12 protein-coding genes are annotated in these 15329 nt (G+C 59.8%); 4 read left to right on the top strand and 8 right to left on the bottom strand.

The genetic code is table 11. The features are described from left to right. Positions 1–94 precede the first annotated feature (94 nt). Both PSEUDOMOFG3G_RS17985 and PSEUDOMOFG3G_RS17980 read left to right on the top strand, forming a co-directional pair. The gene (locus PSEUDOMOFG3G_RS17985) at positions 95–580 is read left to right on the top strand and encodes a glutathione peroxidase (protein ID WP_047226374.1); all 486 of its coding nucleotides are present in this window, start codon (positions 95–97) and stop codon (positions 578–580) included. Next, entirely contained in the window at positions 577–1038 is a 462-nt protein-coding gene (locus PSEUDOMOFG3G_RS17980) for a MarR family winged helix-turn-helix transcriptional regulator (RefSeq protein ID WP_047226375.1), read from the top strand. Before PSEUDOMOFG3G_RS17985 ends, PSEUDOMOFG3G_RS17980 begins: the two co-directional genes overlap by 4 nt. Here PSEUDOMOFG3G_RS17980 and PSEUDOMOFG3G_RS17975 read toward each other — a convergent pair. Further along, positions 1022–3343 (bottom strand): response regulator, encoded by a 2322-nt coding sequence (locus PSEUDOMOFG3G_RS17975; protein WP_139050762.1) that lies wholly within the window; start codon positions 3341–3343, stop codon positions 1022–1024. The genes PSEUDOMOFG3G_RS17980 and PSEUDOMOFG3G_RS17975 overlap by 17 nt on opposite strands. Positions 3344–3506: 163 nt before the next feature. Here PSEUDOMOFG3G_RS17975 and PSEUDOMOFG3G_RS17970 point away from each other — a divergent pair, with 163 nt between their 5' ends. Both PSEUDOMOFG3G_RS17970 and PSEUDOMOFG3G_RS17965 read left to right on the top strand, forming a co-directional pair. Then, a complete protein-coding gene (locus tag PSEUDOMOFG3G_RS17970) occupies positions 3507–4397 on the top strand; it encodes an ATP-binding protein (protein ID WP_047226377.1) in 891 nt (296 codons plus the stop codon). Then, positions 4394–4876 carry a GAF domain-containing protein gene (locus PSEUDOMOFG3G_RS17965; RefSeq protein ID WP_047226378.1) on the top strand — a complete coding sequence of 161 codons (483 nt, stop codon included), beginning with the start codon at positions 4394–4396 and terminating at the stop codon, positions 4874–4876. The genes PSEUDOMOFG3G_RS17970 and PSEUDOMOFG3G_RS17965 overlap by 4 nt, the downstream gene beginning before the upstream one ends. 69 nt (positions 4877–4945) lie before the next feature. Here PSEUDOMOFG3G_RS17965 and PSEUDOMOFG3G_RS17960 read toward each other — a convergent pair whose 3' ends face one another. The 7 genes from PSEUDOMOFG3G_RS17960 to PSEUDOMOFG3G_RS17930 all read right to left on the bottom strand — a co-directional run bounded on the left by PSEUDOMOFG3G_RS17960 (position 4946) and on the right by PSEUDOMOFG3G_RS17930 (position 15100). Further along, a complete protein-coding gene (locus PSEUDOMOFG3G_RS17960; protein ID WP_139050761.1) occupies positions 4946–7894 on the bottom strand; it encodes an HD domain-containing phosphohydrolase in 2949 nt (982 codons plus the stop codon). Between the two features lie 117 nt (positions 7895–8011). After that, a complete protein-coding gene (locus PSEUDOMOFG3G_RS17955; RefSeq protein WP_171061396.1) occupies positions 8012–11632 on the bottom strand; it encodes a transporter substrate-binding domain-containing protein in 3621 nt (1206 codons plus the stop codon). A gap of 11 nt (positions 11633–11643) precedes the next feature. Continuing rightward, positions 11644–12270 carry a response regulator transcription factor gene (locus PSEUDOMOFG3G_RS17950; RefSeq protein WP_047226381.1) on the bottom strand — a complete coding sequence of 209 codons (627 nt, stop codon included), beginning with the start codon at positions 12268–12270 and terminating at the stop codon, positions 11644–11646. Positions 12271–12648: 378 nt separating this feature from the next. After that, on the bottom strand, positions 12649–13977 hold the full coding sequence (locus PSEUDOMOFG3G_RS17945) for a deoxyguanosinetriphosphate triphosphohydrolase (protein WP_139050759.1): 1329 nt from the start codon (positions 13975–13977) through the stop codon (positions 12649–12651). 84 nt (positions 13978–14061) lie between these two features. Further along, positions 14062–14397 (bottom strand): hypothetical protein, encoded by a 336-nt coding sequence (locus PSEUDOMOFG3G_RS17940; protein WP_047226383.1) that lies wholly within the window; start codon positions 14395–14397, stop codon positions 14062–14064. Then, on the bottom strand, positions 14394–14783 hold the full coding sequence (locus tag PSEUDOMOFG3G_RS17935; RefSeq protein WP_047226384.1) for a phage holin family protein: 390 nt from the start codon (positions 14781–14783) through the stop codon (positions 14394–14396). Before PSEUDOMOFG3G_RS17935 ends, PSEUDOMOFG3G_RS17940 begins: the two co-directional genes overlap by 4 nt. Before the next feature lie 2 nt (positions 14784–14785). Continuing rightward, positions 14786–15100 carry a YqjD family protein gene (locus tag PSEUDOMOFG3G_RS17930; protein WP_047226385.1) on the bottom strand — a complete coding sequence of 105 codons (315 nt, stop codon included), beginning with the start codon at positions 15098–15100 and terminating at the stop codon, positions 14786–14788. Positions 15101–15329 lie beyond the last annotated feature (229 nt).

Here is a 15329-nt window from a genome sequence, read left to right as displayed (position 1 = left end):
ATCTGTGATGCGGGTATTTTTGGATAATTAAATTGCATGCAATTTAATTGCTCGCTATCTTCAGTGTCCTCTTCTTCCCATCTGGAGCCTTGCCATGAGCGACAACCTGCTGAGCATCCCGTGCACCACGATCAAGGGGGAGCAAAAGACCCTCGCCGATTTCGCCGGCAAGGCAGTGCTGGTGGTCAATACCGCCAGCCAGTGCGGCTTCACTCCACAGTACAAGGGGCTTGAGGCGTTGTGGCAGACCTACAAGGACCAGGGCCTGGTGGTGCTGGGCTTTCCCTGCAATCAATTTGGCAAGCAGGAGCCGGGCAACGAGGGGGCGATTTCCGAGTTCTGCGAGCTGAACTTTGGTGTCAGTTTTCCGCTGTTCAAGAAAATCGAGGTCAACGGCGCCAATGCCCATCCGCTGTTTGTCCAGCTCAAGCAGCGGGCGCCCGGCGTACTGGGGTCCAAGGGCATCAAGTGGAATTTCACCAAGTTCTTGATCGGCAAGGACGGCCAGGTGGTCAAGCGGTTTGCGCCGACCACCAAACCCCAGGACCTGACCGGTGAGATCGAAGCCTTACTCAAATGAATGATCTGTCAGTCGATGCGCTGAAACTTGACAGCCAGTTGTGCTTCAAACTGTACGCCGCGTCGCGGGCGGTCATTCGCGGCTACAAGCCCATGCTCGATCAGCTCGGCCTGACTTATCCGCAATACCTGGCGATGCTGGTGCTGTGGGAGTGGCAGGTAAATGCGCCGGAACAACCCACGGTCAAGGCTCTGGGCGAACGGCTACTGCTGGATTCGGGCACGCTGACGCCGTTGCTCAAGCGCCTGGAACAACTGAGCCTGGTTCAGCGCCAGCGTTCGGCCCGCGATGAGCGGGAGGTGCATCTGAGCCTTACGCAAACCGGCTGGGAATTGCGTGAGCAGGTCGGTCCGCTCAAGGCCCGCCTGTTATGCGACAGCGGGCTTGACCTGGACCGCCTGGGAGAGTTGCGAGACGGTCTCGATCATCTGTTGGGGCAGATCAAAGCGCTGACGTAAGCGGCACCCACTGGTCCAGCAACGCCGCCAGCTCTTCGCGCCGAAACGGCTTGGACAGGTAATCGTTCATGCCGGCGGCCCGGCATCGCTCACGTTCCTCAGGCATGGCGTTGGCTGTCAGTGCGACAATCGGCAGATCCGGCCAGCGCCCGCTGCGACGGATCTGGCGACTGGCTTCGTAACCGTCCATGACCGGCATGTTGCAATCCATCAGGACCAAATTGAAATCCCTCTGTTCGAGCAGGTCCAGGGCTTCGGCGCCATGGGCCGCGACGATGACTTCGCAACCGAGCTTCACCAGCATGCCCTTGGCCACCAGTTGGTTGACCGGATTGTCTTCCACCAGCAACACCCGCCCGCGTTTGGACGGCGCCAGGGTGTCGATCTGAGCGTCATTGATGGTGGTGGCGTCGCTTTGCAAGGCGCGACGCAGGATCTGATAGAGGGCATGGCGCGCCAGGGGCCGGGCCTGCTGTAACAAGGGGGCGAGGGCGGCGGCTTCTTCGCTGGGCAGAAAACTGCCATATGCGGTGACCAGCAGGATGGGCGCGTCGAAAGTGGGACGCATAGTGAACAGACATTCCGGGCAGTCGGTAATCAGGATGTCAGGCTTGAGGCCCAGCAATCCGTCATCCACTGAACGTCTTTCATAGTCCAGCCCCCAGCCGGGCAATAGCATGTTGAGCAATTCGGCCAGGCCGCTGCCGCGGTCGGTGATGGCCACGACATTGCCGTGCAAGGGTTCGACGGGCGTCGCCGGGGTATGGCAGGGCAGGGGCAGGTCAGCGCAGAACTGGCTGCCGAAACCGGCCTCGGAGGTGATCGTCAACTGGCCTTGCATGGCTTCACAAAGGTTGTAGGTCAGCGCCAGGCCCAGCCCGGTGCCACCGAACTGGCGGGTAATGCCAACACCGGCCTGGGTGAACGGCTGGAGAATTCGTGCTTGGGCTTCCTGGGGAATGCCGATGCCGGTATCACAGATCTCGATTCGCACGCCGTCTTCATGTGGACTCAAACGTACGTCGACTCGGCCGAAGCGAGTGAATTTCAGCGCATTGGACAGCAGGTTGCTGACGATCTGGCGCACCCGGGTCGGGTCACCCAGGACCTGAGTTGGAAGCGCCGGATCAATCAGGCAGGCCAGCTCGACGCTGGGAGCGGCGTTCTGGGAAAGCAGGTTGGCGGTGTCTTCGACCAGCGAGCCAAGGTCGAACGGGATGCGTTCGAGTTCCAGTTGACCGGCGTCGAATTTCGACAGATCAAGGATATCGTTGAGCAGTTCAACCAGCACCTTGCCCGAGTCATGGGCGATCGATAGCTGTTGCTGTTGTTCGGCCGTCAGGGGGCCATCCAGTGACAGCGCGATCATTCCCAACAGACCGTTGAGCGGCGTGCGGATCTCATGGCTCATGTTGGCCAGAAAGACGGAGCGGGCTTCGGCCATATCCAGGGCGGTGCGCCGGGCCACTTCCAACTCCTCGTTGGACTGGCTGAGGCGGGCATTGATGGCTTTGAGTTCGGCGGTACGGGCCGAGACAATGTTTTCCAACTGCGCCAGGTAATCGGTGAGGCGATTTTCGGCCGTGCGCCGTTGCTGGATCTCGGTGGCGATATTTTCGAACTGCTGGTTGGCCACCGAGACCAGTACACCGATCTCGTCCTGCTGGTGGCCGGAGGGGCATTCCAGACGACTCTGCTCGCCGCTACTGGGATCGCGGCTGCTCAGTTCGCGGATCACCCGAACCAGCGGCTTGGTCAGCATCACATAAAACAACGCCAGCAGCAGACCGGTCAGGATCAGGCTGCGGGCGAAACCGTTGAGCAGCGTCACTTCGGCCCGGCGCAGGAACCGGCTGCCGAAAGCATAGGTGTCGACCTCCAGCCGCAGCACGCCCAGGGACTCGGCCGGCAGGTGGTCCAGATAGAGGCGGTCTTCGAACTGGCGCTGGGCACCGAAGAGAAAGTCGCTGATGAACCGGTAACTGCTCTGCAGTTCGGGGCGTTTGACGCTGGCCAGCACGGTGTTGTTGTTATCGATCAGTTGGGCACCGATGATGGCCGGTGAGCGCAACAGGCCCAAGGACAGCTCCTGGGCGAGTTCGGCATCGATGTTATAGGCGATACGCGATGCCGGGTTGTGGCTGATTTCCAGCAGCGACAGGATTTCACGGTTGATCGACGCGTCTTCGCTGGCATAATCGATGCCGATCTGCATCAGGCTGAGCAAAGTACCCAGCACGAAACCCACCAGAACGGTCAGCCGGGCCTGCTTGTAGGACAGCCGTTGGGTGAATCTGATGTCCATGGAATGATGAACCACTTACGTTTCCCTTCGCCGCTCAAGCATAGCTGATCATCTCTGAATACCGATGCAGCCGGTTTATGTTGTGTGGGATAGACCCGCCATTGGGTACGGCGTTTCGTCGCTGTAGCGCCATCATCACTGTGAACCTGTCCGAGGAGAAGACATGGACTCTCGATTGAATGCTTTTCTTGAGCGTGCCGATGCGGTGCTGGCTCGCATAGAGCCCTTGTTGCCTGCTCCACGGCCGGCTATCGATTGGACCCGAACGCTGGCGGCCCGTTGGCAGCGCGACGGGCGCAGTGGTTACCTGCTGCCGCTTGAAGTCAGCCTCGACATGCGCCTGTCGGACCTGATTGGCGTGGATCGTCAGGTTGAACAGCTGGGTCGCAACACCCGCCAGTTCATCGATGGCATGCCGGCCAACCATGCGTTGCTGTGGGGCTCGCGTGGCACTGGCAAGTCGTCTCTGGTGCGCGCGTTGCTGGCCGAACATGCCCAGCATGGCTTGCGGTTGATCGAGATCGAGCGCGATCACCTGGCCGATCTGCCGCGGGTGGTCGAACAAATCGCAAAGCTGCCGCAGCGCTTTGTGCTGTTCTGCGATGACCTGTCGTTCGAGTCCGGGGAGGGCGATTACCGCGTTCTTAAAAGCGTGTTGGACGGGTCTCTGGAACAGGCGCCGGACAACGTGCTGTTGTACGCCACCTCCAACCGCCGTCACCTGGTGCCGGAAAAGGAAAGCGACAACGAGAACTGGAAGCGGGTCGATGGCGAGCTTCACCCCAGCGAGGCCGTGGAGGACAAGATCGCCCTGTCTGACCGTTTCGGGTTGTGGCTGTCGTTTTATCCGTTTACCCAGGAGCATTTCCTCAACGTGGTGGAGCACTGGATCGGCGAGCTGGCGGCCAAGGCCGGGCTGGCCTGGCAGCGTGATGAAGCGCTGGATGTGCAGGCAGTGCGTTGGGCCACCGGGCGCGGCAACCGCAACGGACGTTGCGCTTATCAGTTTGCCCGATATTGGGTGGGCCTCAAACTTCTGGAGAATAAGGCATGATCGATTTGAAAGGCACGGGCGAAGGTCTCGACGGCTATGGCTTGTTAGCGGCACAGCTTGAGTCCTTGCTGGCCGATGAGCGGGACTTCATCGCCAATGCCGCGCAGTTTTCGGCCTTTCTGTTCAGTCAGTTGGACGACTTGAACTGGGCCGGCTTTTACCTCAATCGCAACGAAGAACTGGTGCTGGGCCCATTCCAGGGGCAGATCGCCTGCGTGCGAATTCCCTTTGGCCGTGGTGTGTGCGGGACAGCGGCGGCGACCCGCCAGACTCAGCGTGTTGAAGACGTCCATGCCTTTGCCGGGCATATCGCCTGCGACAGCGCGTCGAACAGCGAACTGGTGGTGCCGCTGGTCAAGGGCGGGCGCCTGATCGGCGTGCTCGACCTGGACAGTCCGAAACTGGCACGTTTTACCGAGCATGACCGGGCCGGTATCGAGCAACTGGCCGATATCTTCCTGCGCCTGACAGACTGCTGACCCGCTTGCCGTAGCAGTTGGCCAAAGCTCGGACCGCGTTCGGCTCGGCAGCGCCTACAACGGCGGCTTTCATGCCTTCAGTCCGGCCTTGTCCAGCAGGCTGTCCGGGTCGACTTCATCGATCTGGCGCGGATCGAGAAACTGGTTGGCGTAGCTCAGGTAGATCTTTTCATCGATGAACAGCCCGAACAGCTCTGGATCGATGTGGGCGTCACGGCACATGGTGGCCATGATGCCCAGGGCTTCACTCAGTTTCTTGGCCTTCTTGTAAGGACGATCGGCAGCCGTCAGTGCTTCGAAAATGTCCGCAATCGCCATCATGCGTGCCGGCAGGCTCATCTCCTCGCGTTTGAGCCGCTTGGGATATCCCGTGCCGTCCATCTTCTCGTGATGCCCGCCAGCGATCTCCGCCACGTTGCCCAAATGGCTGGGAAAGGGTAACTGGCTGAGCATCAGGATTGTTTGCACCATGTGATGGTTGATGACGTAACGCTCTTCACGCGTCAGCGTGCCTCGTTTGATGCTGAGGTTGTAAAGCTCGCCGCGGTTGTACTTCCAGGGCGGCACGTCGAGCTGGAACCCCCACGGGTTGTCTGTCGGGATCAGCTCGGCTTCGTACCGCTCCAGCAGGTGCTCGGGCTTGTCCGCCAACAACCGTTCAGTGACTGGAAGCGCAGGCTTGGGCGTGCGTGCCTGGCGCCGGTTCTCTTCCCAGGAAACCCCCAGGCGGTCATCCAGGGTCCGGGTCCAGGGGCGTTGGGCGATATCTTGCAAGCGTTGCAGGTCGGCGTCGGCCATGGCCTCGGAGCCGAGGTTGCAGCGGGCGACGAAGGCAAAGTCGTCATCGAGGCTGGCCAGTGTGGCGTCGCGTCGCTGGGCCAGGGATGACGGCTCGCCACCCGTTGCCAGGGCCTGCCAATAATCGACCCAGGCGTCGCGCTTGAGCACCTCGAAGCGCGTGCGGATCTCGTGGATCCGGTCGTTCAGGGTTTCCAGTTTGGTGGCTTTGTCGACCACGTATTCGGGTGTGGTGACCTTGCCGCAATCGTGCAGCCAGGCGGCGATGTGCAGCGCTTCCCACTCATCTTCCGTGGGACGGTAGGCCTGGAATGCCGACGCCTGGCTGGCAGCGGCGGCCTGGGCGAGCATCAGCGTCAGGGCTGGCACCCGCTGGCAATGACCGCCGGTGTAAGGACTCTTGGCATCGATCGCCCCAGCCAGCAGTTGAATGAACGAATCGAGCAGTTGTTTTTGCCGGGCTTGCAGGCGCTGGCCTTCAATGCTCACGGTGGCGGCGCCGGACACGGCCTGCAGGAAGGCGATGCGGTCTGGCTGCAGTTTTTCCAGGTCGGCTTCGGTGCCGCTGTCGGTTATCAGCAACACCAGAACCCCGACGGTTTCCTGGTGACGATTGCGCAGGCGGATGCCGATCAGGTGAACCCGTGGCGCATCCAGTGCCAGCAGGACACTCTTGAGGTCGCCGACCTGCTCGAAGCCCAACGAGGTGACGAGGTTGTCCGAGGCGTCCAGTTGCTGCAGCCATGGCGGGCTGTCCTGTGCCTTGAGCGCATGACCTTGCAAGCCGAAGGCAGCAAGGTCCCGAGGCCTTCCATCAATGACCAACCCATAGGGCCTGACCTGATCGTCATCGTTCTCGCGCAGGTAAATCAGGCCGGCCTGGGCCTGGCCGATTTTCACTGTTTCGAACAGCACCCGCTCCAGCAACGGGGCAAAGCGGGTTTCGGCGCGCAGACTGGCGGTGATTTCGAAGAAGCTTGCCAGGGTCTCTTTCATTCGCGCCATCGAGACGCCCAACTGATCGACCTCCAGCACGGGGGAGCGACGGGACACCGGGTAGTTGAAATCGAAGCTGCGAATGGCGTCCGCCTCCTGCACCAGTGCGCGCAGGGGCTTGACCAGAATCCTGGAGGTCAACCAGCCCAGGGGCAGGCACAGGAGCAGAGTGGCGAGGGTAATCAGTGCGCCTTGCCAGCGCATGCGATAGGCATCGGCCAGCAACTCATCCTCAGGGACCAGCAACGCCAGTTCCAGGCCCTGCGGCCCGCCTTCCTGCATGTGGCTGCGCGAAACGATCCATTGGCGTCCACCAGCCTCCAGGCGTGGGGTGTCGGTGTTGTCGTCGAGTGCGGCGGCGATGGCCGGGCTGAGGTCGCGGGCCTTGATCAGGCGTGCCGACTGGGTGTCGGTGATCAGCCGATGACTGTCGGGGTAGGCGACTGTATTGCCCTGGGGGTCGAGCAGCACAATTTCGGTGCCGGCGGTCACCCTGTGCTTGGCCAGGGTCTGGGACAGGGACGCCAGGGTCAGGTCGGCAGCGATGACCGCCTGTTCGCCACTGCGCCGGGCGAGGGTGGTGCCCAGGTTTTGGGTGGAGAAGAATACGTAGGGTTCGGTGGTGATTTGCTCGGCGCTTCCCAGCGCGCTGCGAAACCAGCCTCGGTTGCGCGGATCGTAGGATTCGTCGGCAATGTCCTGACGGCTGACGAGCGTCAGGCTCTGGTCGTAGAACAGCGACTGGGCACGAACCTGGCCGGGGGTAGCTGTCCTATCCACGGTCCAGACCTGGTAGGCCGCGTTGGCCGGTGCTTTCAGCGCGGTCTTCAGGGCTTCGGTACGCAAGGGACGGACCATCAGGAAGTCGCCATTGCTGTCGCCCAGGTACAGCGACGCCAGGTTCGGGTTGTCCCGCAGCGCCTGGCTGAAGGGGGCGAGCAGGGCCAGGCGCTGAGCGATCCTGGGTTCACGTGTCGCCGGGTAATCGGCTAGCAGACCCAACAGGTGGCGGATGGGTTCATAGGTGTCATACAAATCCAGGCGTACGTCCTGCTCGATGCGGTTGAACAGTTTTTCACTGCTGGACAGGATGATTTGCGTGGTCTGGCGATAGTTGAAAATGCCTAGCACCACACCGGTCAGCAGCAGGAGCAACGTAAACATCACGCTGATGTGTACGTGCAAGGGGAACCGGCGTTGTTGCGGACGCGGTGCGCTGGGCATTGCAGTCACTCCAAGTGTTGGTGGGCGTTCCCAACTCATTCCCTGCCGCGCCGGGGGAAACCAATCGAGAACGCCCCTGGTGCGCACTGCTGAGCGATCAGCATAGTAAACGCTGGATTATTTTGCCTTGGCGATCTCTGTTTCCAGGGCGCGCTCCAGTTCGGTCATGGCCTGGTCGAGCGCCTCGGTACATTCGCCAATGGGTTGCGCACCCTGTGCCTGGTGGCAGGCGTGTTCCAGCGCCTCACATCTTTGTATCAACGAGGTCGCCTGCACGATTCGGGCGACGCCTTTTATTTTGTGCGCGGCCTCGGTCAGTGCCTGTCGGTCCCCACTGCGGGCAATATCGAGCAACTCCCGGCGGTCCGAGCGATTGCTGCTGAGCAGTTCTTCCAACAGGCGCCGGATGGACAAGGGGTTGCCACCGGTCAAGGTCTGCAAGCTTTGCACATTGAAAGTCTTGGGCCGGCTGGTGGATCTGACTGTTTTCATCCACTGGCTCAGGGCGCTCAGGCTGATCGGTTTGAACAGGCAGTCGTCCATTCCGGCGTCCTGGCAGCGTTGTTTTTCCTCCGGTTGTGCGTTGGCGGTAAACCCCAGGATGGTGCAGCGCGGCAGTTCGCGTTCGCACTCATGGCGACGAATCGAACTGGCCAGTTCGTAGCCACTCATGATGGGCATGTTGCAATCGGCGATGACCAGGTCGAAATCCCCTTCATGCCAGGCTTTGAGTCCTTGTGCGCCATCATGGGCGACCTGATGGTGATGACCCAGGTACTCCAGTTGCTGCGACATCAACAAGCGATTGGCCGGATGGTCATCCACGACCAGAACGCTCAAGGCGGCCGTGGCCGTTTCAACGACAGGTTCCGGGAGCACGCAAACCGTGGTGGGCGCCAGGGTAGTCAGTTGCAGTGAAATCTGGACCCGGGTGCCGACGCCCGGCTCACTGCTCATGTGCAGACTGCCGCCCATCATCTGACACAGGTTGCGACTGATCACCAGGCCAAGTCCTGCGCCCGTTCGCGCCATCCGGCCGGTGTTGTCGACCTGGGAAAACGGCTCGAACAGACGTTGCAGGTCTGCCGCACTGATGCCGATGCCGCTGTCGCTGACCTCCAGTTGCATGTGCAGGGTGTCATCCGGGGCGGCCGGAGACAGTTGGACCTTGATTTGAACTTGACCCTGTTCGGTAAATTTGAGGGCATTGCTGATCAGGTTCGAGAGCACCTGTTTGAATCGCAAGGGGTCTATCAGGACGTCCGGGTTGCCTTCGGCCGGGTCGAACAGCAGCGACAATGCCAGGTTCTTCTGTCGAGCAACGCCTTCGAAAACCCGTATGACCGATTGCAGCAAGGCCCTGAGATTGACCCGCTCGGGCGCCAGGCTCAGGTGACCTGACTCGATCCGTGCAATGTCCAGGATGTCGCCGATCAGCTCGAGCATGCCGGAAGCCGATTCATACGCCACTTCTATGGTCGAACGGTCCAGATGGCCCTTGTCGGCATGTTTCAAAGCCAGCTCCAGCATGCCGATCACCGCGTTCATGGGGGTGCGGATCTCATGGCTCATGGTCGCCAGAAACGTGCTTTTGGCGCGGTTCGCATTGTCGGCCCGCTCCTTGGCGGCGCGCAGTTCGTCGAACAGCTGGCGTCGTTCGCTGATGTCGATCCAGCCGCCAATGATGCCCTGTACTTCGGCGTTTGAGTTGCGATAGGGGAGAATCCAATGGTAGATGGTCAGCTTGTCAGCCCCGATATGTAACGGGCGATCCAGGACCAGCGGAGTGCCTTCGGCCATGACCCGCTGATAGTCCGCCTGGTACTCCTGCGCTTCGAAAGCATTGCTCATGGACCCAGGCATGACGTTCTTGCCGATGACCTCTTCGCGTTTCACGTTGAACGTCTGCAGGTAACTGTCATTGCAACTTTGCAGGAAACCGTTGCGATCTCTGACGTAGATCGGGTGAGGGGTGCCGTTGAGCAGTGAGTGCATGAACTCAAGCTGGTCATTGAGGGCCAGCTCCGCCCGTTGACGTTGCCTGATCTGGCGCTGCATGTAGGCATTCCATGCCAGCGACAGCAGCAACAAGAGGCCGACGCCGGCGACGATCTGGAAAAACAGGCGGTTATAGGTGCGCCACGCGTGTTCCGATGCCGACACGTAACCTCGCCAACGATTATTGATCACGCCCAGTTCGTCCGGGTCGATGCTGGTGAGGGCTTTGTCGAGAATGGAGTTCAGCTCCACGGCGTCTTTGGCAGTGGCCAACGAGAACATGGCCTGGCGGGTTCCTACGGTGCTGCTGATTTGCAAGGTGTCTCGCAACGAGTGCGACGAGATGAAGTAGTTGGCCATGACCAGAGAGTTCACGCTGCCATCGATCTGGCCCTTGGCGAGCATTTCAACGGCATGGAGAGGGTCGTCGGTTTCGATGATCTTGATGTCCGGATACTGGCTGCGTAGCCATTCAATGACCGGATTGCCTTGAGTGATGGCCAGGCTTCGGTCCCCGAACTGGTCGAGGGTTGCCGGGGTGTCGGCTTGCTTGCGGGTCAGCAGGACGAATGAGCTGTCGACGTAGGGGCGGCTGAACTTCAACTGTTGCTGCCGCGCGCTGCTCGGCAAAAGCGCTGCAATCATGTCGGCCTGACCGTTCAGGACCGCGGCAATCATTTCGCTGTCATTCTGAGTGCGCTGGATCTCCAGGCGGATGCCGGTGCGCAACCGGATCAGTTCCAGCAGGTCGGCACTGATGCCGCGAAAGTCACCATCGGAGTCGAAAAAAGTGAAGGGCGCCGCGGTTTCGTTGACCACGACTCGCACCACCGGGTGCCGTGCCAGCCAGCGTTGCTCCCGGGCGGTCAGTTGTATCTTGTGTTCCGTGAGATACAAGTCGCTGCCAGCGCTCCAGCGTTTGGAAATGGCCGCTTGCTCGGTGATGGAAATCTGGTTCAGCGTGGCATTGATGGCCTCCAGCAGCCGGGTATCGTGACTTCGAACCGCGAAACCGAATCCATAGGACTCATGCTTGCCGAAGCTGGCCATGCGGATGTTGCTCAGGTAACCCTTGCTGATCATGTAGTGGGTGGAAATGGTATCGCCGAGAAAGACATCCGCCTGGCCGAAAGCGACGGCGTTTATGGCGTTCTGGTAGGAGGGGTAGGTGCTGATGATTGCCTTGGGGTAAAGCTTTTCGATTTCCCGCAGCGGCAGGTAGTGATAAACCATGCTCAGCCGCAATCCCTGGAGATCTTCGGTCAGGGAACGGCTTTCATTCGTCCGGGTGACGAGAACGGGCTGGTCCACTGCATAAGGGGTCGATAGCACAATGCCGGGGGTGCGAGCTTCGAAACCATTGGCGGTGCCGAGCAGGTCGATTTTTCCATTCTTGAGGGCAGCAATGGCCTCGTCCCGGGAAGCGAAACGCAAAACCCGCATTGGCAGACCGATCGCCCTGGCGATGACGCCGGCGTAGTCGGCAGTCATGCCCTCGTAGTCTTGCCCGCTGGTGGACAGATCGAAGGGCGGATAATCAGGGGCAGACGTTCCCAGTACCAATTCCTGCCGGTCCTGTAACAGGCTACGGTGAGCGTCATCCAGCAGGACCTCGACATGAGCCGCCGTCGAACGACCCAAAAGCGTGTAGTGCTCGGGCGTGCCCGGCGTCGCCATGAGGACGTGCGCATATAACCCCGCGCTTAATAGCAGGAGGCATCTATTTATGCATTTGAGCATCCGGTCTTTTCTCACACCAGCGCGTTGCGCTTCGCCATTTCAATCAGTTCTACCAGGGACTTGACCTTGAGTTTTTGCATCAATCTTTTTTTGTAAGTGCTGACGGTCTTATTACTGAGAAACATACCTTTGGCTATTTCCTTATTGGTGCGGCCCTGAGCAAAAAGTTGCAGCACCATCAACTCTCGGTCATTGACGCTCTTGAACAAATCCAGCTCTATGCTGCGAGGATCATCCTGGCGGACCGGGTTCAGTGCCTGGCTGGGGAAATAGTTATAACCGGACAAAACGGCCTTGATTGCACTGACCAGTTCGCTGAGGTCTTCCTGTTTACAAACGTATCCCGAGGCACCGGATTGCATGCACCGGATACCGAAAAGCGTTGGGGACTGAGCGGTGAGCACCAATGTTTTAAGGGGCGTGGTCATGGCGTTGAACCGTGAGAGAATTTCCAGCCCGTCAAGCCTGGGGATGCTGATGTCCAGAATGACCAGGTCCGGCATGCATTCGCGCACCATTTGCATCGCATCCACACCGTTGTCAGTTTCCCCTACGACTTTATAGCCCTCATGCTCCAGGAGCATGCGAACGGCGAGGCGGATGACCGGGTGGTCGTCGACAATGAAAACGGAGTTCATGAATAAAGTCCCTACGAGCTTAATAAAGCGCGCACCTTAGCCCAGTTAATGCCGGGGTCGTATGAGGAGACAGGCATACATATTCAATTTCAGAAGTTTCCTACAAAAAAAGAGGCGGGGTACTACGGTGTGATTGGGTTTTTAGTAGGTGAATGAACTAGGAAGGGGAATTATTGCCCGTTTTGAAGGGGAGATTTCTTTCAGGATGTTGTTTATACAAACAAATAGAGCAAGGGTTTTATTCAGTATTAAATGGCAGGTCATCGACTTTTCAGAAACGAGTACGACGCTTCATTGCCGTTTACCCCGCCCCGTGGGGCGGGCCTGCCAAACCTCAATGACTGTGCCTTCGCATCCAGGCTTGCCGCCGACGCCCTCTCATTGGCGAGTACGGCCCGTCATCTCCTGAGCCATTTCGCTGGCGTAGCTGTCGGTCATCCCGGCGATAAAATCGATCATCCGCAAGAATGCACCATGCAACGAACCGTTCGGATCGGGCGCGTTGTTACCCAGCAGGTCGAGAATTCGCCGATTCTTGAACGAAGGCGTGCGACCGCCATGTTGCTCCAGGGCGGCGCCGCAAAATCCGTTGAGCAGGATTTCCAACGTGGTGTAGGCGCCGATCTCATGCAGGGTCTTGCGCTTGTCCTGGAAGATCTTCTTGCGCGCCATGTCCTTGGCATTCAATACGCAACGTTTGGCTGGGCCATGCATTTGTTCCACCAGGTCCCCTGGCAGCGTACCGGCCAGCAATGCTTGCTGCTGCTCGACGAAAGCCCTGGCTGCGGCGTTGGTCAGATGTTCGATGGCCTTGCCCCGCAGGATCGCCAGTTTGCGTCTTCGCGAGTCCAGTGGTCCCAGTTGACGGTAAGTGTCCGGGAGATCGTCGCCCACCAGGTCCAGAAGCAGCGACTCCACTTGCGGGTATTCCAGCAGCTCCATTTCCACGCCGTCTTCCAGGTCGATCAGCGCGTAGCAGATGTCATCGGCCGCTTCCATCAGGTAAACGAGCGGATGCCGTGCCCAGCGCTGGTCTTCGAGCTGAGGCAGGCCGAGCTTGTGGGCGATCTGTTCCAGCAACGGCAGTTCGCTCTGGTAGCAACCGAACTTGTGCTTCTTGTAGCCCAGGGAATCCGCGTGACGGGCGGTCCAGGGGTATTTGAGGTAAGTGCCGAGGGTGGCATAGGTCAACCGCGTACCACCGTCGAACTGGTGATATTCAAGCTGGGTGAGCACCCGGAACCCCTGGGCGTTGCCTTCGAAATTGAGAAAGTCGTTGCGCTCGGCCTCGGTCATGGCGTCGAGCCAACCGCGGCCGGCGGCCTGCTGGAACCAATAGCGGATGGCGTCTTCACCGGAATGACCGAATGGCGGGTTGCCGATGTCATGGGCCAGGCAGGCCGATTGCACCACCATGCCCAGGTCACTTGGCTCGCACCACTCAGGCAGGGCGCTGCGGATGGTTTCTCCCACGCGCATGCCCAGGGAGCGTCCGACGCAACTGACTTCCAGCGAATGGGTCAGGCGTGTGTGGATGTGGTCGTTGCTGGAGACCGGATGCACCTGGGTCTTGCGTCCCAGGCGCCGGAACGCGCCGGAAAAAATGATGCGGTCATGGTCTTTGTGGAACGGGCTGCGGCCCAACTCTTCCGGGCTGTGCAGCGTTTTCCCGAGGCGCTCGCGAGTCAGCAGGGTGTGCCAATCCAAGGCTGGTTGCTCCGTTTGATAAGGTCGATGTCCTAGCTTCGCGGTTCACGGGGCACCTCGCAAGGCCTATAGGCTATTGCTGCGTCAGGGTTTGCGCACACTTTTGGCCAGCTTGATGAGCGGCAGCAGGGTCGTTGCCAGCCGGATCAGTCCCGTCAGGCTGCTGGTGCGGCCGCTACGGGTCCGTTTGCCGGTGAGAAAACCGAGCAAGGACACCGCCGCCACACCCCAGAGCGGGGCATGCTTGATGCCGAAGCCCTCGTGCCAACTCTGCGTGAAACCGCGCACCCGCTGCAGAGGTTGCAACAGTTGACGGGTTTCCTGGCGGATTTCCTGTCGGTGCATTTCCATGCGCAGACGTACCAGCGCCTTGCGCATTTCCTGGCGGGTCCGGGCTTGAGGAATATCAGGCAGGCTCATGGCAACAGGCGCTCCCGGTCGTTGGCCAATTCTTCCAAAGTGGCATGGAAAGGGGAGGACTCGTCATAGATCGCTGCTTTGAGTCGCAGGCCGCAGAACAGGGCGGCCAGCAGATAAAACAGGCACAAGCCAATAATCCCCGCCAGACGATAGGTATCCCATACCAGGATCAGTACCAGCGCCGACAGCCCCACCAGTAGCAACAACGCAAATACCAGCGCCAGCCCGGCGAACAACAACAGGCTGACTGTGCGTGCTTTCTGTTCCTGCAATTCGATGCCGAACAATTCGACATGACTGTGCAGCAAGCCAAGGAACGCGGCGCCCAGGCGGCGTGCTGTAGGTTGTGTGCCCGCTTCGGACGAGCCGGATTCGTCAATGCCCATCATTAGCGCCGTGTCGCCAGCAGGCCGATCAGAAAGCCCACGCCGGCTGCGATGCCGACGGATTGCCAAGGATTGGCCTGAACGTATTCCTCGGTGGCGATCACCGCCGCCTGGCCGCGCTCACGCACCGAGTCTTCGGTCAACTTCAGGGTCTCGCGGGCGCGCAGAAGGGTTTCATGGATCTGACTGCGCAGCTCATCGGCCTGGTCGCCAGCCAGTGTCGCGGTGTGATCCAACAGCCGTTCGGTGTCGCTGACCAGCGTCTGAAAATCTTCCATCAGGATTTCTTGAGCAGTCTTTGCCTGGGTTCTGGCCATGGGGGAATCTCCGTAAGTGACGTCTGAAGCGTTCGAGTATGAGCCATACCGGAAGGTTCAGTGAAACTGACTGGTACAACTTTTGCTCAGGGTTTTGCCATGTACTGGTGCGTCCCCCTGCGCCTGTGCGCTGAAGCTGGGCGTCAGCCCGCAAAACCTTAACCCAGAAAAACAAAATCCGCGAAGCACTCCAAGCGCAACACCGCATTGTCGATTTTTTGTGCACTCA

This window comes from Pseudomonas sp. FG-3G, assembly GCF_901007645.1.
Classification (GTDB): Bacteria; Pseudomonadota; Gammaproteobacteria; order Pseudomonadales; family Pseudomonadaceae; genus Aquipseudomonas; species Aquipseudomonas rhizophila.
The sequence above is the reverse complement of the archived record's forward strand: the minus strand, read 5'-3'. Positions and strand labels throughout refer to the sequence as shown.

Bases quoted from the DNA above. Each gene is read 5' to 3' on its own strand.
- PSEUDOMOFG3G_RS17985 (WP_047226374.1), top strand. From the start codon at position 95: ATGAGCGACAACCTGCTGAGCATCCCGTGCACCACGATCAAGGGGGAG.
- PSEUDOMOFG3G_RS17980 (WP_047226375.1), top strand. From the start codon at position 577: ATGAATGATCTGTCAGTCGATGCGCTGAAACTTGACAGCCAGTTGTGC.
- PSEUDOMOFG3G_RS17975 (WP_139050762.1), bottom strand. From the start codon at position 3,343: ATGGACATCAGATTCACCCAACGGCTGTCCTACAAGCAGGCCCGGCTG.
- PSEUDOMOFG3G_RS17970 (WP_047226377.1), top strand. From the start codon at position 3,507: ATGGACTCTCGATTGAATGCTTTTCTTGAGCGTGCCGATGCGGTGCTG.
- PSEUDOMOFG3G_RS17965 (WP_047226378.1), top strand. From the start codon at position 4,394: ATGATCGATTTGAAAGGCACGGGCGAAGGTCTCGACGGCTATGGCTTG.
- PSEUDOMOFG3G_RS17960 (WP_139050761.1), bottom strand. From the start codon at position 7,894: ATGCCCAGCGCACCGCGTCCGCAACAACGCCGGTTCCCCTTGCACGTA.
- PSEUDOMOFG3G_RS17955 (WP_171061396.1), bottom strand. From the start codon at position 11,632: ATGCTCAAATGCATAAATAGATGCCTCCTGCTATTAAGCGCGGGGTTA.
- PSEUDOMOFG3G_RS17950 (WP_047226381.1), bottom strand. From the start codon at position 12,270: ATGAACTCCGTTTTCATTGTCGACGACCACCCGGTCATCCGCCTCGCC.
- PSEUDOMOFG3G_RS17940 (WP_047226383.1), bottom strand. From the start codon at position 14,397: ATGAGCCTGCCTGATATTCCTCAAGCCCGGACCCGCCAGGAAATGCGC.
- PSEUDOMOFG3G_RS17935 (WP_047226384.1), bottom strand. From the start codon at position 14,783: ATGGGCATTGACGAATCCGGCTCGTCCGAAGCGGGCACACAACCTACA.
- PSEUDOMOFG3G_RS17930 (WP_047226385.1), bottom strand. From the start codon at position 15,100: ATGGCCAGAACCCAGGCAAAGACTGCTCAAGAAATCCTGATGGAAGAT.